The organism is Candidatus Rhodobacter oscarellae, assembly GCF_001078595.1.
GTDB lineage: Bacteria > Pseudomonadota > Alphaproteobacteria > Rhodobacterales > Rhodobacteraceae > Rhodobacter_B > Rhodobacter_B oscarellae.
In genome coordinates, this window is sequence record NZ_LFTY01000002.1 from 1,254,810 (window position 1) to 1,275,432 (window position 20,623).

General features: G+C 64.5%; 16 protein-coding genes and 1 pseudogene. 8 read left to right on the forward strand and 9 right to left on the reverse strand.

Annotated features, from left to right (window positions below; all coding sequences use genetic code 11):
* Window positions 1–88: 88 nt before the first annotated feature.
* Genes AIOL_RS10960 through AIOL_RS10980 form a run of 5 tightly spaced genes read right to left on the reverse strand, consistent with a single transcriptional unit; the run spans window position 89 to window position 4,417 of the window.
* Window positions 89–1,126 (reverse strand): sensor histidine kinase, encoded by a 1,038-nt coding sequence (locus AIOL_RS10960; protein ID WP_049643010.1) that lies wholly within the window; start codon window positions 1,124–1,126, stop codon window positions 89–91.
* Window positions 1,127–2,314 carry a trans-sulfuration enzyme family protein gene (locus AIOL_RS10965; protein WP_049645395.1) on the reverse strand — a complete coding sequence of 396 codons (1,188 nt, stop codon included), beginning with the start codon at window positions 2,312–2,314 and terminating at the stop codon, window positions 1,127–1,129.
* 52 nt (window positions 2,315–2,366) lie between these two features.
* Window positions 2,367–2,897, reverse strand: a complete 531-nt coding sequence (locus AIOL_RS10970) for a gamma carbonic anhydrase family protein (RefSeq protein ID WP_049643011.1) — start codon at window positions 2,895–2,897, stop codon at window positions 2,367–2,369.
* Window positions 2,894–3,535, reverse strand: coding sequence for a guanylate kinase (gene gmk, locus AIOL_RS10975; protein ID WP_049643012.1), 642 nt, complete (start codon window positions 3,533–3,535; stop codon window positions 2,894–2,896). Before gmk ends, AIOL_RS10970 begins: the two co-directional genes overlap by 4 nt.
* Before the next feature lie 3 nt (window positions 3,536–3,538).
* Window positions 3,539–4,417 carry a YicC/YloC family endoribonuclease gene (locus AIOL_RS10980; RefSeq protein ID WP_235438979.1) on the reverse strand — a complete coding sequence of 293 codons (879 nt, stop codon included), beginning with the start codon at window positions 4,415–4,417 and terminating at the stop codon, window positions 3,539–3,541.
* Between the two features lie 208 nt (window positions 4,418–4,625).
* Here AIOL_RS10980 and AIOL_RS10985 point away from each other — a divergent pair, with 208 nt between their 5' ends.
* Window positions 4,626–5,270: a PAS domain-containing protein gene (locus AIOL_RS10985; protein ID WP_160314466.1), complete on the forward strand. Its 645-nt coding sequence runs from the start codon at window positions 4,626–4,628 to the stop codon at window positions 5,268–5,270.
* A gap of 203 nt (window positions 5,271–5,473) precedes the next feature.
* On the opposite strand, the gene AIOL_RS10990 is transcribed toward AIOL_RS10985, so the two are convergent.
* Window positions 5,474–6,841, reverse strand: coding sequence for a class II 3-deoxy-7-phosphoheptulonate synthase (locus AIOL_RS10990; protein ID WP_049643014.1), 1,368 nt, complete (start codon window positions 6,839–6,841; stop codon window positions 5,474–5,476).
* Window positions 6,842–7,025: 184 nt separating this feature from the next.
* Here AIOL_RS10990 and AIOL_RS10995 point away from each other — a divergent pair, with 184 nt between their 5' ends.
* Complete coding sequence (locus AIOL_RS10995; protein WP_394298924.1) at window positions 7,026–8,021, forward strand: GlxA family transcriptional regulator; 996 nt, start codon at window positions 7,026–7,028, stop codon at window positions 8,019–8,021.
* A 2-nt stretch (window positions 8,022–8,023) separates the two neighbouring features.
* On the opposite strand, the gene AIOL_RS11000 is transcribed toward AIOL_RS10995, so the two are convergent.
* Entirely contained in the window at window positions 8,024–8,659 is a 636-nt protein-coding gene (locus AIOL_RS11000; protein WP_152912487.1) for a hypothetical protein, read from the reverse strand.
* A 27-nt stretch (window positions 8,660–8,686) separates the two neighbouring features.
* On the opposite strand from AIOL_RS11000, the gene AIOL_RS11005 reads away from it, so the two are divergent.
* The 3 genes and pseudogenes from AIOL_RS11005 to AIOL_RS11010 form a co-directional block, all read left to right on the forward strand.
* Entirely contained in the window at window positions 8,687–9,832 is a 1,146-nt protein-coding gene (locus AIOL_RS11005; protein WP_235438981.1) for an MFS transporter, read from the forward strand.
* Between the two features lie 77 nt (window positions 9,833–9,909).
* Complete coding sequence (locus AIOL_RS25500; protein WP_160314467.1) at window positions 9,910–10,047, forward strand: hypothetical protein; 138 nt, start codon at window positions 9,910–9,912, stop codon at window positions 10,045–10,047.
* Between the two features lie 18 nt (window positions 10,048–10,065).
* Window positions 10,066–10,869 (forward strand): annotated as a pseudogene (locus tag AIOL_RS11010) (IS5 family transposase); the annotation flags it as partial.
* A gap of 233 nt (window positions 10,870–11,102) precedes the next feature.
* On the opposite strand, the gene mfd reads toward AIOL_RS11010, so the two are convergent.
* Together mfd and AIOL_RS11020 are read right to left on the reverse strand one after the other, a co-directional pair.
* Window positions 11,103–14,540 (reverse strand): transcription-repair coupling factor, encoded by a 3,438-nt coding sequence (mfd, locus tag AIOL_RS11015; protein ID WP_049645397.1) that lies wholly within the window; start codon window positions 14,538–14,540, stop codon window positions 11,103–11,105.
* Window positions 14,541–14,791: 251 nt separating this feature from the next.
* Window positions 14,792–15,319 carry a hypothetical protein gene (locus tag AIOL_RS11020; protein ID WP_049645398.1) on the reverse strand — a complete coding sequence of 176 codons (528 nt, stop codon included), beginning with the start codon at window positions 15,317–15,319 and terminating at the stop codon, window positions 14,792–14,794.
* Between the two features lie 115 nt (window positions 15,320–15,434).
* On the opposite strand from AIOL_RS11020, the gene hemB reads away from it, so the two are divergent.
* The 3 genes from hemB to gyrA all read left to right on the forward strand — a co-directional run bounded on the left by hemB (window position 15,435) and on the right by gyrA (window position 20,445).
* Window positions 15,435–16,445 carry a porphobilinogen synthase gene (hemB, locus tag AIOL_RS11025; protein ID WP_049643019.1) on the forward strand — a complete coding sequence of 337 codons (1,011 nt, stop codon included), beginning with the start codon at window positions 15,435–15,437 and terminating at the stop codon, window positions 16,443–16,445.
* Window positions 16,446–16,652: 207 nt separating this feature from the next.
* Window positions 16,653–17,213 carry a lipid-binding SYLF domain-containing protein gene (locus AIOL_RS11030; RefSeq protein ID WP_049643020.1) on the forward strand — a complete coding sequence of 187 codons (561 nt, stop codon included), beginning with the start codon at window positions 16,653–16,655 and terminating at the stop codon, window positions 17,211–17,213.
* 481 nt (window positions 17,214–17,694) lie between these two features.
* Window positions 17,695–20,445 (forward strand): DNA gyrase subunit A, encoded by a 2,751-nt coding sequence (gene gyrA / locus AIOL_RS11035; protein WP_049643021.1) that lies wholly within the window; start codon window positions 17,695–17,697, stop codon window positions 20,443–20,445.
* Window positions 20,446–20,623 lie beyond the last annotated feature (178 nt).

A 20,623-nucleotide genomic window follows, 5' to 3' on the forward strand; every position in this document is an offset into this window, starting at 1 on the left:
AGTTAAGATCTGTTCAGATTTCATGGTAAATTTCGTCGCCGATGCCATCCATGCGACGCGCAACGATGGAATCGGGCGAATCGCGGCGCTACTCCGGCGCCGGCAGGATCACCACAAATCGGCTGCCCTGCCCCTGCGTGCTCTCGATCCGAAGGCGCCCGCGATGCCGGTTCACGATGTGCTTGACGATGGCCAGGCCCAGCCCCGTGCCGCCGATCTCGCGCGAGCGGTGGCTGTCGACGCGGTAGAACCGCTCGGTCAGGCGCGGCAATTGCAGCGGATCAATCCCGTCGCCGTCATCCTTGACCTCGACGCGCACCGCCGGGCCGCGCAGCGCCGGGTCGCGCTCACTGACCGACACGTTCACCTCGGCGCGGCCGCCGCCATATTTGATCGCGTTCTCAATCAGGTTGGTGAAGACCTGCAACAGCTGGTCGGCATCGCCGGGCACCTGCAAGCTCTCCTCGACCCCGGTCAACGAAAGCTCGACACCGTGATCCGCTGCGGTCTGCCCCAGCGTCGTCGAGGCAGAGGTCAACAGGCTTGCCAAGTCCACCATATCGGTGGGGCGCATACGCTCCTCGGCTTCCACGCGGCTGAGCGACAGCAGGTCGTGGATCAGCCGGTTCATGCGCTCGGCCTCGCGCGCCATGATTTCCAAAAAACGCTCCTGCGCGGCGGGGTCGTCGCGCGCAGGGCCGCGCAGGGTCTCGATGAACCCCAAGAGCGCGGTCAGCGGCGTGCGCAGTTCGTGGCTGACATTGGCGACGAAGTCGCGCCGCATCTGCGTGGCCTCTTGCACATGGGTGATGTCCTCAAGGCTCAGCAGCGCGCCGCGGACGATCTCGGTGCGCACCGGCGTGGCGATGACCTGATAGGTGGTGTCGCGCGTCGCGTCGCGGCTGGGGAACTGCTTTTCCGTGGTCTCCCCGGCCTTCAGTGCCCGCTCGACACAGTCCAGTACCGCGGGCTGGCGCAGCACCGTGATATAGTGTCGGCCCTCCAGGTTGTTCCCAAAGAGCCCCTGCGACACCTTGTTGGCGGCGATCACGCGTTCGTCCCGCCCGATCAGCACCAGGGCCATCGGGACGGCGTCCATCAGAGAGGCGGCTTGCTCCGGGGTCATCTAGGCACCGGTCGCGGCGGCGATGGCCGCGCGGAATTCGCCGATTAGCATATCTACGTCCTCAACGCCGACCGAGACGCGAAAGAACCCCTCGGACATGCCAAGCTCGGCGCGCGCCTGGGGCGTCAGGGCCCGGTGCGACGACGTGGCGGGGTGGCTCAGCGTGGTGCCGATATCGCCCAGCGTGGGCGCAAAGGCGATGTCGGGTGCCGCGCGCACCAATGCGTTCGCCGCCGCCCTGCCGCCGCCAATCTCAAAGCTGACCATGTTGCCGCCCCGCGCGCCCAGCAGGGACGCGGCGCGGTTGTGGTCGGGGTGGTCGGGGCGCGTGGGGTAGAGCACACGGGCCACGCCCGGGGTCTCGGCCAGGGCGTCCGCCAGCGCGCGCGCATTCGCCTCGGCCCGGTCATAGCGCAGCTCGAAGGAATAGAGCCCGCGCTCGGCCAGCCAGCAATCGAAGGGGCTGGCCGTAAGCCCCAGGGTCACCGCGGTGGCATAGATCGGATCGCGATGCGCCGCATCGCTGCACGCCACATAGCCCAAAGTGGCGTCGGAATGCCCCGCCAGAAGCTTTGTCACCGAGTGGATCACGATATCCGCACCATGCTGGAACGGCTGGAAGCCGCGCGGCGTGGTAAAGGTGTTGTCGATCACCAGGATGCAGCCATGCTTGCGCGCCAGCGCCGCGATCCCGGTGACATCAGAGACCCGCAGGGTCGGGTTCGACACGACCTCCAAAAGGATCAACTTGGTGTTGGGCTTTATGGCTTGCGCAAAGCGCGCGGCATCGGTCGGATCGGCCAGATCCGCCTCGACACCCCATTTCGGCAGCTCCTCGGACAGCATCCGCATTGAGCGGCCATAAAGCTGGTTGCCCGCCAGTACATGATCGCCCGACCGCAAGAGCCCCTGCATCACCGCCGTCACCGCCGCCATGCCGCTGCCGAAGACAAGCCCGCCGGTAGCGCCCTCCAAAGCGTCGATCTTGCGCGCCAGAACATCCGCGTTGGGGTGGCCCTCGCGGGCATAGGCATAGCCGGGCGCCCTGCCCTCATACATATCGTCCAGAGCGTCGGGGCTCTCGGCGGCATAGACCACCGAGGGCTGCAGCGGTGTGCCAATCGCCCGGGTAGAGCTTTCCGGCCAGGGCGTGCGGCGCACGATGGTTTTGGGTGGTGTCTTCGTCATGTCTTTCCCCATCGGGCGCGACGGCCCGGACCGCCCCTATGGGCCAAAAATGTTACGGCAATGCGACAAGCTGGGACTTATACTCGCGGCCCCGCTCTTGGTAATGCAGCGCGGCGGCCAGCATGGTCTGGCGGTGCTGATCGGTCAGTTCGCGCACGACCTTGCCGGGGGCGCCCAGCACCAGCACGCCGGGCGGGATCACCTTGCCCTCCGGGATCAAAGCACCGGCGCCCACCAGGGCGCCCGCGCCGATCACCGCGCCGTTCAGCACCGTGGCGCCCATGCCGATCAGCGCGCCGTCCTCAATCGTGCAGCCATGCAGCATCGCCTTATGCCCGATGGTGCAGTTCTTACCGATGTTCAGCGGAAAGCCCGCATCGGTGTGCAGCACCGAGTTCTCTTGGATGTTGGACCCCTCGCCCAGGGTGATGGGCTCGTTATCGCCGCGAAGCGCGGCGCCGAACCAGATCGAGCTGGCTTTATGCAGCACGCACTGACCGATCACATGAGCACCCGGGGCGACATAGAAATCGCCATCCTCGGGGGTCTGCGGGCGATGCTCGCCAAGCGCGTAGAGGGTCATATGCGTTCCTCAAATTCGGTGTTCAGCCCGCGTACAAAATCGCTAAGCCCCGGGCGGCGGCTGCGTTTGAGCCGCTCGGCCACCACGATAGAGCGCAGCTCGGTCGCGGTGCCCTCCAGATCGCGGTTCACCAGCACGTAATCATAGGCGTCCCAATGGCTGATCTCGGCCCGGCTCTGCGCCATGCGCTTGGCGATGGTCTCGTCGCTGTCTTGGGCGCGGGAGCGCAGGCGGCTGTCCAGCTCGGCAATCGAGGGTGGCAGGATGAAAATCGACACCACGTCGTTTTGCAGCCGCGAGTTGCGGATCTGCTGCCCGCCCTGCCAGTCGATATCAAACAGCACGTCGCGGCCGCCCTCAATGGCGGCCTCCACCGGGCCGATGGGCGAGCCATAGAGGTTCTCGAACACGGTGGCGTGCTCTAGCATCTCGCCCCCGTCGATCATCGCGTTGAACCGGTCATGGCTGACGAAATGGTAGTGCTCGCCATCCACCTCGCCGGGGCGCGCCGGGCGGGTCGTGGCCGAGACCGAGAAGACGATGCTGTCGTCCCAGGCGCGCAGGGCCCTGGCGAGGCTGGATTTTCCCGCCCCAGAGGGCGAGCTAAGGATCACCAATAGGCCGCGCCGCTGCGCCATCTGTCACTCCACGTTCTGGATCTGCTCGCGCATCTGATCGATGGTGGCTTTGAGGTCAAGCCCGACCGGCGTAAGCTCTGCCGATTGCGACTTGGAACATAAAGTGTTTGCCTCGCGGTTAAATTCCTGGCTGAGGAAGTCGAGCTTGCGGCCCACGGGCTCTTTCGCGGCCAGCAGGTCGCGCGCGGCCTGCACATGCGCGCGCAGGCGGTCGATCTCTTCGGTGACGTCCGTTTTGACCGCGATGATGGCAAGCTCCTGCGCCACGCGGGCCGGGTCGGCGCCCTCGGAGTTCTCCAGCACGCGGGCAAGGTTCTCTTTCAGCTTGGCGGCCCATTGATCCTTGCGCGCCTCGGCGATCTCGGCGGCCTGATCGGTGAGCGCGGCGATGCGGTCGAGCTGGGCGGTGACGACCTCGACCAGGGCCTGGCCCTCGGTGGCGCGCATGGCGTTGAAGGCCTCGATCAGCGCGGGCAGGTCGGCGCTTAGCGTCTTGGTCAGCGCGGCGCCGTCATCCTGCGCGGCGTCGGCGGTCAGCATCCCGCGCAGCGCCAGCACGTCCAGCGTGCTGGGTTCGGACAGCTCGACCCCGGCGCGGTCGGCGGCGACCTCGATCGTGTGCATATGCGCCAAGGCGCGGCCCAGCACGTCGAGGTCGATTTCCTCGGTGGTCTCGGCCTCGCCCCGCGAAAGCCGCAGCCCGATGGTCACGCTGCCGCGCGAAACGGCCTTGGGCACCGCGGCGCGCACGGCCTGATCCAGGCCGTCCAGCCAGTCCGGCGCGCGCACCCGCACGTCCAGCCCGCGCGCGTTCACCGCGCGCATGTCCCAGACCCAGCTCCAGCCCTGCGCCTCGCCCTTCAGGGTTGCGAACCCCGTCATCGAATTAACCATCTGAGTTAACCATTTATGTGTTTTCGCCCCCTTTTAGCCCCATTCTGTGGCAGATTAAGGAAAGAGTAAGGAATCTAACCGTAGGGTTAATAGACGGGGTATCACATGCGACGCAATGCGATGTTTCGGGAAGGGGTTTAGTATGGAGTTCGGACGTGACACGATCGGCAAAATCTTGTCGTTTGGGACGCAGGCCATGGAAATGAAGTTTCCCGCGATCAAACAGGTCGACGCCTATTGGGAGGGGCTGCGCGATGGCCGCCTGATGCCGAACCGCGCCGAGGTGGATCCGCGCGGGCTGGAGAACGCGCTGGAATTCGCGCTGATGCTCGAGATGGTGGCGCCGGGCGTGGCGCGCATCCGCGTGGCCGGCATGCATCTGAGCGACATCCTGGGCATGGAAGTGCGCGGCATGCCGCTGACCGCTTTCTTCGAGCCCGCCGCGCGCGGCAAGGTCGCCGATATCCTGCAGCGCGTCTCGCAGCGCCCCGAGGTGGCCGAGGTGCAACTGTCCAGCCCGGCGGGGATCGGCCGGCCCGCGATCAATGCGCGGCTGTATCTTGCGCCGCTCAGCAATGAGGGCCGCGGTGGCAGCCGGTTGCTTGGGTGCCTGCAATCGCATGGCGGCATCGGCCGCACGCCGCGGCGCTTTACGGTTGCGGACGTGCATACGCGCCGCATCGTTGCGGCGGCGGGGGCCAAGAGCTTTGACGAGCCGCAAAGCATCGCGCCCAAGACCAAGCCCGAACTGGCCGAGGCGCCTTCGCTGTTCCAGCCCGCGCCGGATGCGCGCCTGAAAGAGACAAAGCACCCGCATCTGAAGCTGGTGAAAAGCGACTGACAAGGCGAGGAACGCGGGGGGCTGACACCGGGAAACGCCAGTAAAATAAGGCGTGAATGCTTCACGTGAAACTAGATGGCCGCCCAAGATATCGTCTCGGGCGGCCTTTTCCACAAGATCCGTGGTATCTCGCAGCTTCTGACCTTGGCGCGACGGCCCAAATTCCTTGGAAGGAATTTGGGCCGTCGCGCCAAGTTCGGCAGTTAGCCCGCCTTCACAGCCCGGGTTTCGCGCAGCCCGATCAGCTCCTCAGCCACCAGGAAGGCCAGTTCTAGGGACTGGCTGGCGTTGAGACGCGGGTCGCAGGCCGTGTGGTAGCGGCTGGAGAGGTCCTCGTCCGTCACCGCGCGCACCCCGCCGGTGCATTCGGTCACGTCCTTGCCGGTCATCTCGAAATGCACGCCGCCGGGGATCGAGCCCTCGGCCCGGTGCACGCCAAAGAACTCCTGCACCTCGCGCAGCACGGACTCGAAGGGGCGCGTCTTGTAGCCGGATGCGGCCTTGATCGTGTTGCCATGCATCGGATCGCAGGACCAGACCACGTTGGCGCCCTCTTCCTGCACGGCCTTGATCAGGCGCGGCAGGTGCTCGCCCACATTGCCGGCGCCAAAGCGCGCGATCAGGGTCAGGCGGCCCGGCTCGTTCTCTGGGTTCAGCGTCGCCATCAGGGACTTGAGGTGCCCGGTGGTCATCGAGGGACCGCATTTCAGGCCGATGGGGTTCATCACGCCCTTGCAGAACTCGACATGCGCGCCGTCGGGCTGCCGCGTGCGGTCGCCGATCCAGATCATGTGCCCCGAGCCCGCCAGCCACTTGCCAGAGGTGCTGTCGATCCGCGTCAGCGCTTCCTCATACTCCAGCAGCAGCGCCTCATGCGAGGTGTAGAAGCTGACGGTGGAGTATTCATGCGCCGCCGCAGAGCCAACGCCCGCCGCCTCCATGAAATCAATCGTGTCCTGGATGCGGTTCGCCATGTCGCGGTACTTGCGTGCGTCGTCCTGATCCGTGAAGCCCAGCGTCCATGCATGCACCCGGCGCATGTCCGCAAAGCCCCCCGTTGAGAAAGCGCGCAACAGGTTCAGCGAGGCCGCCGCCTGGGTGTAGGCCTGCAGCATCCGGTCCGGATCGGGGATCCGCGCATCCGGGGTGAAGTCGAACCCGTTGATGATGTCGCCGCGGTAGCTGGGCAGCTCCACGCCCTCCACGGTCTCCATCGGGGCCGAGCGCGGCTTGGCCATCTGCCCGGCCACGCGGCCCACTTTCACTACCGGCAGCTTGGCGCCGAATGTCAGCACCATCGACATCTGCAGGAACACTTTGAACGTGTCGCGCAGCGTGTCCGCGCTGAACTCGCCAAAGCTCTCCGCGCAGTCGCCGCCCTGCAGAAGAAACGCCTCGCCGCGGGAGACCGCGCCAAGCTTTTCTTTAAGCTGCCGCGCCTCGCCCGCAAAAACGAGCGGCGGATACTGAGAAAGCTGGGCCTCAACGGCGGTCAGCTTGTCGGCGTCCAGATAGTCGGGCATCTGCACCCGAGGCTTGGACCGCCAGGCAGATTTGTCCCAAATGCTCATTGTCTTTGCTCCAAGATCGCAAGGTTAAGGAGCCTTGTTATAGGCGGGCGGCGCGCGGGCTAAAAGGGGCCAAAACGTGCGTCAACAGAGAATTTCGGTTTTTTTACCCTTGCGTAACCTTGCGCGTGGTGAACAAAGCTGCTTCCGTCTTTCGATCAATACGCCTGTGAGTCCCATGCAAGCTATGCGCCAAGCATCCAACACCAGCACACGCGAGGCCCCGGTCAAGCGCTTTGTGTTTGTTTTGCTGGACGATTTTACCATGCTTTGCTTTGCCAGCGCCGTCGAGAGCCTGCGGATTGCAAACCGGATGTCGGGCAAGCCGCTTTATTCGTGGTCGCTGGTTGGCGAGGGCGGCGAGGAGGTGCGGTGCTCGGCGGGCACCGTGTTCCGGGTTGATGGCGATCTGGCCGAGGTCGGTCGGGATGACGTGATCCTGGTCTGCGGCGGCATTGACGTGCAGGCCGCCTCGAGCAAGCGGGTGCTGAACTGGCTGCGGCGCGAGGCGCGGCGCGGGCCGGTGATCGGCGGGCTCTGCACGGCGGGGTTCACCCTGGCCAAGGCCGGGCTTCTGGACGGCAAGCGTGCCACGATCCACTGGGAGAACCAGGACAGCTTTGCCGAGGAGTTCGAAGAGGTCGAGCTGACGAAATCCGTCTTCGTGATGGACGGCAACCGGATCACCACCGCGGGCGGCACCGCCTCGATCGACCTGATGCTCAAGATCATCGCCGACGACCATGGCGAGCAGCTTGCAAACCTGGTGGCCGACCAGCTGATCTACACCTCGATCCGCACCGACCAGGACACCCAGCGCCTGTCCGTGCCGACCCGCATCGGCGTGCGCCACCCCAAGCTGAGCAAGGTCATCCAGATGATGGAGCAGAATATCGAGGAGCCCATCAGCCCCTCGGTCCTTGCCAAGGATGTCGGCATGTCGACGCGCCAGTTGGAGCGGCTGTTCCGGCGCTATCTGAACCGCTCGCCAAAGCGTTACTACATGGAGCTAAGGCTGCAGAAGGCGCGCAACCTGCTTCTGCAGACCGATATGAGCGTGATCAACGTGGCCCTGGCCTGCGGTTTCGCCTCGCCGTCGCATTTCTCGAAATGCTACCGGGCGCATTACGACACGACCCCCTATCGCGAGCGCGGCACCCAGGCCGCCCGGCTGTCGATCTAGCCCTACGCCCCTTTTTGGTCGCGTCCCTTGAAATAATGGCGCGCGCGAATTTCAACGGCGCGCTCAAAAAAATGCCCCCAGATGTTGCCAATCGCCATGGTGATCAGGCCGGAGGCGACGGCGAACTCAATCGTGCCATTGGCGAACCAGGTGAAACTCGCGTGGCCTATCACCGCAAAAACAAAGACGACCCCAAAGGCGCGCACGCCCCAATAGATACCTGAGGCCTCCTTTCGAAACTCCGCAAGCTGTTTCCGCAATTTGCAGCGCCGTTCCTCGTGGCGCTTGGAGTGGAGTTCGCGATACATTTCGATGGATTGCGATTTCGCTTTGAAGAAATGTCCCCAGGCCAGGCCGGACGCCGCCAGCGGCACCCCAAAGGCCGCCGCGATGCGGTCCATCGCTTCCGAATTCTGCACGTTGATCGCAAAGAGCACCAACAACCCCACCAGCAGGGATGCCAGCACGATCCCCCACCAAAACACACCGTCCTTCAGGTATGGCAGGTTGATTTCACACATGATCTCATCAATATAGCAAAGTCTCACTAGTATAGCAAAGCCGGTCGCTTTCCCCTGGTATATCCCTGCAACCAGTGGGATAGCTCGGCGATGACTGCTCGCCCTCGCCTTTCGCAAACCGAATTCGTGGCCCTCTGCGCGATGATGTTCGCAACGATCGCCTTCTCTGTGGATTCGATGCTGCCAATGATGGGCGAGATCGCGGCCGAGCTGACGCCCAGCGATCCCAATCGGGCGCAGTTGATGATCATCAGCTTCGTGTTCGGGATGGGGATCGGGACGCTCTTTAGCGGCCCCATGGCCGACGCGATTGGGCGCAAGCGCACGATCATTGGCGGCGCGGTGATTTATTCGCTGGCCGCCGCCTGGGCCTATTTCGCGCAATCCATCGAGGCGATCCTGGTGGCGCGGTTCATCCAGGGCCTGGGCTCGGCGGGGCCGCGCATCGCGGCTCTGGCGCTGGTGCGCGACCTTTACTCGGGGCGCGACATGGCGCGGATCCTGTCACTGGCGATGATGGTCTTCACCATGGTGCCAGCGGTGGCGCCGCTTATCGGCAGCTTCATCGCGGCGGGGTTCGGCTGGCGTGGGATCTTTGTGGCCTTCGTGATCTTTGCGGCGATGATGAGCCTCTGGCTTGGCGCGCGGCAACCCGAGACGCTTCGGGTGGAGGACCGCCGCCCGCTGCGCGTCTCGGTGATCTGGGGCGGCATAAAAGAGGTCTTTGACCATCGCCGGGTGGTGGTGGTGCTTCTGACGATGTCGCTGTCCTACTACATGATCTTCTTCATAATCTCGACGGTGCAGCAGGTGTTCGACGCGACCTTTGACCGCGCGGCGAGCTTCCCGTGGTGGTTCGCGCTGATGTCGGTGATATCGGCCTCCGGGGCATTGCTGAACTCGCGGGTGGTGCCGGTGCTGGGGATGCGGCGGGTCACCCTGGCGGCCAACGGCGCGCAGATCGGGTTCTCGGCGGTGATGCTGCTGGTGATCCTAAGCGGGGTTCTCTCCGAGCTCGCCTATTTCTACGCCTATTGGATTTGGGTTTTGACCGTGTTCATGGTCGGAGGCGGTCTCTCATTGGGCAATCTGAACGCGTTGGGCGTCGAGCCGCTGGGGCATATGGCGGGGCTGGCGAACTCGATCATCGCCGCGGTGGGCACGGTGATCGCGGGGGTCTTGGCGACGTTGGCGGGGATGTTCTTTGACGGCACGCCGTGGGTGCAGGTGCTGACGGTCTGCATGGCGGCCACCGGAGCGGTCCTGTTGATGCGCTCGATCGAGGATTAGTGCGACAATTTCCTTCCAAGAGACCTCAGCGAAACTCTTGGGATTCCCGCGCCGGTTAATGATTGCTATCGTGCGGCATGAGACAAAGCTTCACGACCCAGCCCGCCTTGTTTGCTCCGCAGGAGCTGTTTGATCACCCCGCGATGAGCGCGTTGGACGGGGTCGAGGAGCTGCTCGACTGGTCGCGGATCGAGGCGCTCCTGCCGCGCGGCTAAGACCGGGCGCGGACCGGCAGGCCGGGCTATCCGGCGCAGACCCTGTTTCGGGCGCTGCTGCTTGGCCTGTGGTACGACCTTTCGGACGTGAAGCTGGAGGCGCAGCTGGCCCGCGACCTTCTGTTCCGCAAGTTCTGCCGCTTGGAGCTGGACCAGGGCGTGCCGCAGGCGAGCACGTTGGGCCGGTTCCGGGCGCGGCTGAGGGACCGGCTGGAGGCGGTTGTGGCGGAGGTCGTGGCGCAGCTCGAAGCGGCCCGCGTGGTGCTCGCGGAGGGGCGCGTGGCCATCGTCGATGCGACCGTGGTGGAGGCGGCGCGGAGCGGGCTGCGCAAGCGGGATCCAGGCGCGGGCTCGGCCGTGAAGGTCACGGTGAAGGGCCGCAAGCAGGCGGTCTGGGGCTGGCAGGCCTTTGTCAACTGCGACGAGGACGGGTACATACGGCGGGTCGCGGTGAGCGCCGGCAACCGCGCGGAGGTGGACAGCCTGGAGGCCCTGGTGGCCGGCGACGAAAGCGCGCTCTATGCCGACGCGGCCTATATCGGGCCGCGCACGCGGGCCCTGCTGGCGCGCAGGGGCATGGCCGACCGGGTGCAGCGCCGCGGCGCGCGGGGGCATCCGCTTTCCGACGAGAACAAGGCGCGCAATGTCGAGATCGGCGTGACCCGCGGTCGGGTCGAAGCGATCTTCGGCCACTGGAAGAGGCACTGGGGCCTGCGCAGGACCCGGTTCTTGGGAGAGGCGAAGATGATGACCGTCACGACGCTCGCCGCCATCGGATGGAACCTGCATAAAGGGGCGCGGTTCAGGAGGCTATACGGCTGACCCTCAGTCGCAACCGCCACAACCCCACCAATCGCCGCCCAACCAAGGTGACGCCCCTCCAAAAAGGGGAGGCAGCGGACGCAACCCGGCCCAATCATCCCCAAAACACCCATCCGCGGACATCAATCCACACGCAAAAGCAGTCAGAGAAAATCCAACCGTTTCGCTGAGGTCTCTCCAAGGAAATTGCAAAACTCTGAAGTCAGAGTTTTCCCCCACCCAGAACCAACCGGTCAGGCCGATTTCGCGTGCTTCGCCAGGTCCTGCGCGATGGCAAAAGCGCCCTTGATCTTATCAGAGGTCTTCTTCCAGTCGCGCCGCACCACGATCTTATTCTCGCGCACCTTGGCCAGCCCGTCCTGCGCGTTGATGAACTCCACCAGTCCCGCCGGGTTGGCGAACTTGTCGTTGTGGAACTGGATCGTGGCGCCCCGCGGGCCGCCGTCGAGCTTGGCGATGCCGGCCTGTTTGCACTTGTCCTTGATGCGCACGATCAGCAGCAGCATGTTGACCTCTTTGGGCAGCTTGCCGAAGCGGTCGATCAGCTCGGCGGCGAAACCCTCTAGCTCGACCTTGGTCTTCAGGTCGCTGAGGCGCCGGTAGAGCCCCAGACGCACATCAAGATCGGGCACGTAATCCTCTGGAATTAATACAGGAACGCCCAGGTTGATCTGCGGCGCCCATTGCGTGTCCGTATCGGTCAGCCCCTCCATCTCGCCGGACCGGATCTTGGCAATCGCCTCCTCCAGCATGGACTGATATAGCTCATAGCCGACCTCTTGGATATTGCCCGACTGCTCCTCGCCCAGAAGGTTGCCCGCGCCGCGGATGTCCAGGTCCTGGCTGGCCAGGGTGAACCCCGCGCCCAGGCTGTCGAGCGAGCCCAGCACCCGCAGCCGCTTCTCGGCGGTCGTGGTCAGGCGCGTGCGCGGCTTGGTCGTCAGATAGGCGTAGGCGCGCGTCTTCGAACGCCCCACCCGCCCCCGGATCTGATAGAGCTGCGCCAGCCCGAACATATCCGCGCGGTGCACCACCATCGTGTTCGCCGTGGGGATGTCCAGCCCGCTTTCCACAATCGTGGTCGCCAGCAGCACGTCATATTTGCCGTCATAGAAGGCGTTCATCCGGTCATCGAGCTGCCCCGCCGCCATCTGCCCATGCGCCACCACATAGGTCAGCTCGGGCAATTGCGTCTTAAGGAACTCCTCGATCTCCGGCAGATCCGAGAGGCGCGGCACCACATAAAAGGACTGCCCGCCGCGGTAATGCTCGCGCAGCAGCGCCTCGCGGATGGTCACCGCGTCGAACTCCGAGACATAGGTGCGGATCGCCAGCCGGTCCACCGGCGGGGTGCCGATGATCGACAGGTCCCGCACGCCGGTCAGGCTCAGCTGCAGCGTGCGCGGGATCGGCGTGGCGGTCAGGGTCAGCACGTGGATGTCGCTGCGCAGCTCCTTCAGGCGTTCCTTATGGGTGACGCCGAATTTCTGCTCCTCGTCAATGACCAGCAGGCCCAGATCCTTGAACCGCACGTTCTTGGCCAGCAAGGCATGGGTGCCGATAACGATATCCGCCGTGCCGCGCGAGGCGGCGTTGCGGGTCTCCTCGGCCTCTTTGGTGGACACGAAGCGCGACAACTGGCGCACCTCGATGGGAAAGCCGCGGAAGCGCTCGGCAAAGCTCTTATAGTGCTGCCGCGCCAGCAGCGTGGTGGGGGCGATCACGGCCACCTGCTTGCCGCTGAGCGCCGCCACGAAGGCCGCGCGCATCGCGACCTCCGTCTTGCCGAAACCCACATCGCCGCAGATCAGCCGGTCCATCGGCATGCCGCCGGACAGGTCCTCGATTGTCTCCGAGATCGCGCGCAGCTGGTCGTCGGTCTCTTGATAGGGGAAGCGCGCGGCGAAGGCGTCCCACATGCCGGTGGGCGGCTCCATGATCGGCGCGCGACGCAGCTGACGCTCGGCGGCCACCCGGATCAGCCGGTCGGCCATCTCGCGGATGCGCTCCTTAAGCTTGGCCTTCTTGGCCTGCCATGCACCGCCGCCAAGCCGGTCGAGCAAGCCTTCTTCGTGGCCATACCGGCTGAGCAGCTCGATGTTTTCCACCGGCAGGAACAGCCGGTCGCCACCGCCATATTCCAGCGCGATGCACTCATGCGGAGCACCCAGCGCCTCGATCACCTCCAGCCCGTTATACTTGCCGACCCCGTGGTCGACATGCACGATCAGGTCACCGGGGCTGAGGCTCTGCGTCTCGGTCAGGAAGTTCTCGGCCCGGCGCTTCTTCTTGGGTGCGCGGATCAGGCGGTCGCCCAGGATGTCCTGCTCGGCGATCACGGTCAGCTCGGGGGTCTCGAACCCCGCCTCGATGGGCCAGATGGCCAGGGCGATCTCGTGCTTGCCAAGGTCGGCGTGGCGGCGCACCGTGGCCGCGCCCTGGATGTCGTGATCCTCCAGCAGGTGGCCCAACCGCTCGGCGGCGCCCTCGGAATAGGCGGCCAGCACCACGGCGCCCTCTTGCGCGCGCTCCTGAACATGATCGGCGACTGCACCGAAAAGGCTGATGTTTTCCTGTTGCCGCTCGGGCGAGAAGTTGCGCCCGATGCGCCCGCCCGCGTCGATCACGCCAGGCCCCGAGGCCTGGGCCAGCGGATGAAACTGCAAGGATCGCCGCCCGTCCAGAGCGCCCTCCCAGGCCGCATCGTCGAGATAAAGCAGATCGGGCGGACAGGGCTTGTATACCGTGTCCAGGCGGTTCTTCTGGGTCAGCGCGTGCTGGCGCGTCTCATATTGGTCGGTGATGCCGTCCCAGCGGCTGAGCCGCGCCGGCGTCATCTGGTCGTCCAGGCATACCGACGCGCCGGGCAGGTAGTCAAAGAGCGTTTCCAGCTCTTCATGGAAGAAAGGCAGCCAATGCTCGACACCCGCGTGCTTGCGGCCCGCGCTAACCGCCTCGTAAAGCGGGTCATCCGTGCCCGCCGCCCCGAACTCGATGCGGTAGTTCTGCCGAAAGCGCCGGATCGCGGCCTCGTCCAGGATCACCTCGCTGACCGGGGCAAGCTCGACCAGCTCAAGCTGCTCGGTGGTGCGCTGGCTGACCGGGTCAAAACGCCGCGCGCCGTCCAGCACGTCGCCGAAGAGATCCAGGCGCACCGGCCCGCCCTCGCCCGGCGGGTAGATGTCGATAATGCCGCCGCGGACCGCGTAGTCGCCGGGCTCCATCACCGTGGGCGCCTGGGTAAAGCCCATGCGGGTCAGGAAACCGCGCAGGCCCTTCTCGTCGATCCGGTGGTCGACCCGGGCCACAAAGGCCGCCTCACGCAGCAGCGTGCGGGCCGGGACGCGCTGGGTGGCGGCATTCAGCGTGGTCAGAACGATGAACGGCCCGTCCAGCCCCGCGGCCAGAGTCGCCAGAGTGGCCATGCGGGCCGCCGAGATGTCCGCGTTGGGCGAGATCCGGTCATAGGGCAGGCAATCCCAGCCCGGGAAGACCAAGACCGGCACGTCCGGGGCGAAGAACGCAAGCGCGGCCTGCATCGCGGCCAGGCGCTTGTCGTCGCGCGCCACATGCACCACCGCGCCGCCAGTGCTCGACACCTCGCGCAGCACCAGCTGGGCGTCGAAACCCTCGGGCGCGCCGCCGACGGAGATATGGGTTTGGCTTGGCATGGCGCGCTTCACCTACAGCGGTTTGGGGCGGTGTCAACTCTGCGCGGTGCATCGCCGCGCGGGCTGCGCTGATTACGCGCGGCGGATGTTCATGAGATGTTAGAGCGACTCAGGCAGAATCAAAGGGTGGTGGTGGGGAACCGTGCCCAAGGCGCCGCCCACCCTCGATTATGTTTGTCGCCAATTTTGGCCTAAGATTCGGTTAACGCATCCGCCCCTGCGACGATCTGGAGCACCCGGCACGGCTCAGATCACCCGCCCAACGCCCCGACCGTGGAATTCTGATACATCCCCCACAGGGTTGTCACGAAAATCGAGAATATGCCGATAAACTGGATGTAAAGCCGGTGCCGCTTCATCTGCGCATAAAGCGCCTCCCCCGAGAGCCCCAGGCTGACAATCTTATTCGCGGTGGCAAGGCTCAACGCGCCCACAAATGAGAGCGGGAAGGCCAGCAGGAACACCGCCTGCGCGAACTCCAAGAAGTAGAGGAACCCCAGCAACGCTAGCGCCGTCAGCGCGGCGAACACGATCCCCACCATCCAAAGCCCCGAGACCCGCGCCACATAAAGCAGCCGGTTGCAGTTGATCCGGACGATGTCCTCGAGATCCTGCGCCGCCTGCCCGCCATTGCGCGCCGCGCGGCCCACCATATCGAAGGGCACGCCAAGCACCCAATGGCTTGCGGTGGACCAGACAACGGCCAGCGCGATCCAGAACCAGAGGTTCGAGAAGGACCGCATGTCTATGAGCTCGAAAACGGTGTCGTACCAGGTCAACTCGGGCGCCTGCATTATTGTTTGGGGAGACATACCGCCTGTCTGCGGCGATTCCTAGGGTTGAGGTGGTGGCTTTTCCCTGCAAAATGCGGATCACGCGCTGAAGAGAGCCCAAATGACGCCGATGACCCCTGCCCCGTTCCCCGAAACGCGCTTTCGCCGCATGCGGTCGCAGCCCGCGCTGCGCCGCCTGATGCGCGAAAGCATCCTGACGGCCGATGACCTGATCTGGCCGATCTTCGTGCGCGATGGCGATAACGTGGAAGAGCCGATTGCCTCGATGCCGGGCGTCAGCCGGCTTTCGGTGGACCGCGCCGTGCGCGCCGCAGAGCAGGCCGCCCGCCTGGGCATCCCGGCGGTCTGCCTGTTCCCCTACACGGCGATGGAGCACCGCACCCAGGATTGCGCCATGGCCTGGGACCCGGACAACTTGTCCAACCGCGCGATCCGCGCCATCAAGGCGGCGGTGCCAGAGGTGGCCGTGATGACGGATATCGCGCTGGACCCCTATAACATCCACGGCCATGACGGGTTCGTTGTCGGCGACGAGATCGTGAATGACGCAACCGTCGAGGCTTTGGTGAAGATGGCGCTGGCGCAGGCGGAGGCGGGCGCCGACATCCTGGGCCCTTCCGACATGATGGACGGGCGCATCGGCGCGATCCGGAAGGCGCTCGAGGCCGCCGGGCACCAGAACGTCACGATCCTGAGCTATGCCGCCAAATATGCCAGCGCCTTTTACGGGCCGTTCCGCGACGCGGTGGGCGCCTCTGGCGCGCTCAAGGGCGACAAGAACAGCTATCAGATGGATCCGGGCAACTCGGACGAGGCGCTGCGGCTGGTCGCCCGCGACCTCGCCGAGGGCGCCGATATGGTGATGGTCAAGCCCGGCATGCCCTATCTCGACATTTGCCGCCGGGTTAAGGACAGCTTTGGCGTGCCGACCTTCGCCTATCAGGTCTCGGGCGAGTACGCGATGCTGCAGGCCGCGGCGCAGAACGGCTGGCTGGACGGCGAGAAGGTCATGCTAGAGAGCCTCTTGGCGTTCAAGCGCGCGGGCTGCGACGGCATCCTGACCTACTTCGCGCCGCAGGTTGCCCGCCTGCTGCAAGCCCAAGGGGGCTGAGGCAATCGCCCTGCCATAGCGACGTCTCCATTGGCATTCTAAGCGGGGACCGCCCGGAAACCCTGCGCCGGTTGCGGCGGCAATCGTCGGCAACAATCTTCCAAAGCATACATGCTGTGGTGACAACCCAGGTTACACACTCTATAAAGGGCGCAACTGGCAGAAAATCGCTAGACCGAGGCAACCGGCAAGACAAGGCAGACACTCATGGACAAACTTCCCCGTCGCACTTTCATGGTGGGCGCAGGCGCGGCGACGCTGATGACCGCGGCCTGTGGCAATGGCGTGAACTCCCGTGGCGCTCAGACGATCGAGGCGCGCGTGGAGTCGACTTTGAACTTTCTGTTCAACAAATACCCAAACACCGTTGAGCTGGACAACAAGGCAGTGGGCAAGCTGGTGATGCCGCTGGTCACAAAGGCCGGCTTCGGCGTGGGCGCCTCCTACGGGCGCGGTGCGCTGCGCGTGGGCGGGGTCACGGTGGACTACTATTCCCAGGCCTCGGGGTCCTTCGGGCTGCAAATCGGCGCGCAGCAGTTCAGCCATGTGCTGTTCTTCATGACCCAAGACGCGTTGAGCGATTTCCGCTCCTCGCCGGGCTGGTCCGCGGGCGCCGATGCCGAGTTCGTGCTGAACGAGAATGGCGAGAACCTTTCGGCCGACACCGTGACCGCCCTGTCGCCGGTGATCGCGCTGATCTTTGGTCAGGCCGGCCTACAGGCCGGCGCCACGCTAAAGGGCACAAAATACACCCGCATCATCCCGTAGGGTGGGCAATCTGCCCACCACGCTCTCAAGGGTTTTTGTGCGATCTGTAGGGTGGGCAATTTGCCCACCGTGATCACGCGCGCCCTCCATGCAATGCAAACACCGGATACGTGGCCTCACGCACCGCTCCTGGGAAAAACCGCGACGCCATCACCACCGCGCGGTGTGTTAACCCCACCAGTTGCCATACAAGGTGCCATACGCAAGGCCGACGTTTTGCCGACGCTTTGCCGACCGCGAATTTCCCAACAAAATAGGCCGTTACCCCACGCAATCGCCAACCCGTCGCGATTCCACCGCCCGCACCGTTTACCACCGGGTAACGCATGCCGCGCGCAACGTCCCCGCCGAGCGCCACCGCGCGGCCTTTCTGGGCCACCGAAACACCCAAACATCGCCCGGCTTCGCTAGACACCATATCTTGCGTGCTGTATAAGGCTCGCAACAACAATGCAGGCCCAAAACGAGTACGGACCGCCACGTGAGCGACACGCCAGAACCTCCTGAAAACGATGACGAAAACACGCCGGAACGCCCGGCCTATGATGGTGAGCAGATCTCGATCTCTGACGAGATGAAGTCGAGCTATCTCGACTATGCCATGTCGGTTATCGTCAGCCGTGCGATCCCGGACCTCCGGGACGGCCTAAAACCGGTGCATCGCCGCATTCTTTTTGCGATGAACGAGACCGGCAATAGCCACGACAAGGCCTATCGCAAATCGGCCCGCCCGGTGGGCGACGTCATGGGTAAGTACCACCCCCATGGCGACCAGGCGATCTATGACGCGCTGGTGCGGATGGCGCAGGATTTCTCGATGTCGCTGCCCCTGCTGGACGGCCAGGGCAACTTCGGCTCGATGGACGGCGATAACCCGGCGGCCATGCGTTACACCGAGGTGCGCATGGACAAGCCCGCGGCTTTCCTGCTGTCCGATATCGACAAAGAAACCGTTGATTTCCAAGACAATTACGACGGCAAGGACCAGGAACCAACGGTCCTGCCCGCCCGCTTCCCCAACATGCTGGTCAATGGCGCCGGCGGCATCGCCGTGGGCATGGCGACCAATATCCCGCCGCATAACCTGGGCGAGGTCGTGGACGCCACGCTGGCGCTGATCGAGAACCCCGATCTCGATAGCCTGGAGCTGATGGAATACGTGCCCGCCCCGGATTTCCCCACCGGCGGGATCATCCTGGGCCGCTCCGGCGCCCGCAAAGCCTATTCCGAGGGCCGCGGCAGCGTGATCGTGCGCGCCAAGACCCGCATCGAGGAGATCCGCAAGGACCGCTACGCCATCGTGCTGGACGAGATCCCCTATCAGGTAAACAAGGCCCGCCTGGTCGAGCAGATCGCGGAGCTGGCCAAGGACAAAAAGCTTGAAGGCATCGCCCATGTTCAGGACGAAAGCGACCGCGTCGGTGTGCGCGTCGTTGTCGAGCTAAAGCGCGATGCCACGGCCGAGGTCGTGCTCAATCAGCTCTTCCGCTTCACCCAGATGCAGACCTCCTTCGGCTGCAACATGCTGGCGCTGAATGGTGGCCGCCCGGAGCAGCTGACGCTCCGGGATTTCCTGAGCTATTTCATCCAGTTCCGCGAGGAAGTTGTCGCGCGCCGCACGGCGTTTGAGCTGCGCAAGGCGCGCGAGCGCTCGCATGTGCTATGCGGTCTGGCTGTGGCGGTGTCCAATGTGGACGAGGTCGTGGCCACGATCCGGGCCTCTGCCACCCCCGCCGAGGCGCGCAAAAAGCTGATGGAGCGGCGCTGGCCCGCTCATGACATCGCGCCTTATATCCGGCTGATCGACGACCCGAGCCATACGGTCAATGACGACGGGACCTATTACCTGTCCGAGATCCAGGCCCGCGCCATTCTGGACCTGCAATTGCAGCGCCTGACGCAGCTGGGTGTCAAGACGATCACTGACGAGCTTGAAGAGCTTGCGGCTAAGATCAAGGATTTCTTGGATATTCTGCGCTCGCGTTCGCGGATTATGACGATCATCTCTGATGAGCTGAAAGAGGTGAAAGAGCAGTTTGCCGTGCCGCGCCGCTCTGAGATCGTTGAATGGTCCGGCGACATGGATGACGAGGACCTGATCGAGCGCGAGGACATGGTCGTGACCGTGACCCAGGGCGGCTATATCAAGCGCACGCCCCTGGCCGATTTCCGCAGCCAGGCGCGCGGCGGTAAGGGCCTGTCGGGCATGGCCACCAAAGAAGAGGACGTGGTCACCACGCTCTTTGTGGCCAACACGCATACGCAGCTTTTGTTCTTCACCACCGACGGGATGGCCTACAAGCTCAAGACCTGGCGCCTGCCGCAGGGCAGCCGCACCGCCAAGGGCCGCCCGATCATCCAGATCCTGCCGATCCCGCAGGGCGTGTCGATCGCAGCGATTATGCCGGTGGATGTCCCCGAGGAGGAATGGGGCGATCTGCAGATTGTCTTCGCGACCTCCAAGGGCACTGTGCGGCGTAACCGCCTGTCAGACTTCACGAATGTGAAGTCCAACGGCAAGATCGCCATGAAGTTCGAGGACGAGAATGCCGGGACGCGCCTGATCAACGCGCGCATCTGCTCGCAAGACGACGATGTGATGCTGGTCACCTCCGGTGGCCGGGCGATCCGCTTCCCCACAACTGAGGTACGCGTCTTCAACAGCCGCGCCTCTGTGGGCGTGCGCGGGATCAACCTGAAGGGCGATGACGAGGTCGTCTCGATGTCCGTGATCCGCCACTTCCGCGCCTCGCCTGAAGAGCGCGTGGCCTATCTTAAGCAGCGCCGTGCCGTGGCCGGTCTGGCCGACGACGCTGAGACCGACGAGGACGAGGTCGCGCCAGGCCTGATCACGCAGGAGCGCTATGCCGAGATGTCCGCAACCGAGGATTTGATCCTTACGATCACCTCGGAAGGCGCGGGCAAGATCAGCTCTAGCCACGATTATCCCGTGCGCGGGCGCGGCGGCCAAGGCGTGATGGCGATGGACAGGGCCATGCGCGGCGGGCGGCTTGTGGCCAGCTTCCCCGTCGATATGGACGACCAGATCATGCTGGTGACCTCGACCGGGCAATCGATCCGGTGCCCGGTGGACGGGATCAGCTTCCGGTCGCGCGGGGCGGGCGGCGTGAAAGTGTTCAACACCGCCAAGGGTGAAAGGGTGGCTTCGGTCGCTTGGATCGCGGATCAGGGCGACGAAGAGGATAGCGAGATCGCTCCGGAACAACCCTAGGCGTCGTGATTCGTTAACGCGCCCGCAACCCAGGCGTGTCTCAGGAATTGGCCCTGTATTTTGAACAATGCGGGGCCATTTCAGTTTTAGTTGCAGCCAAATTCACATCGAATTTTTAACCAATATTAATAAAAATATACGCTTAGGGTTGTCGCCTTAAAGCTGACGCGATTCGAAC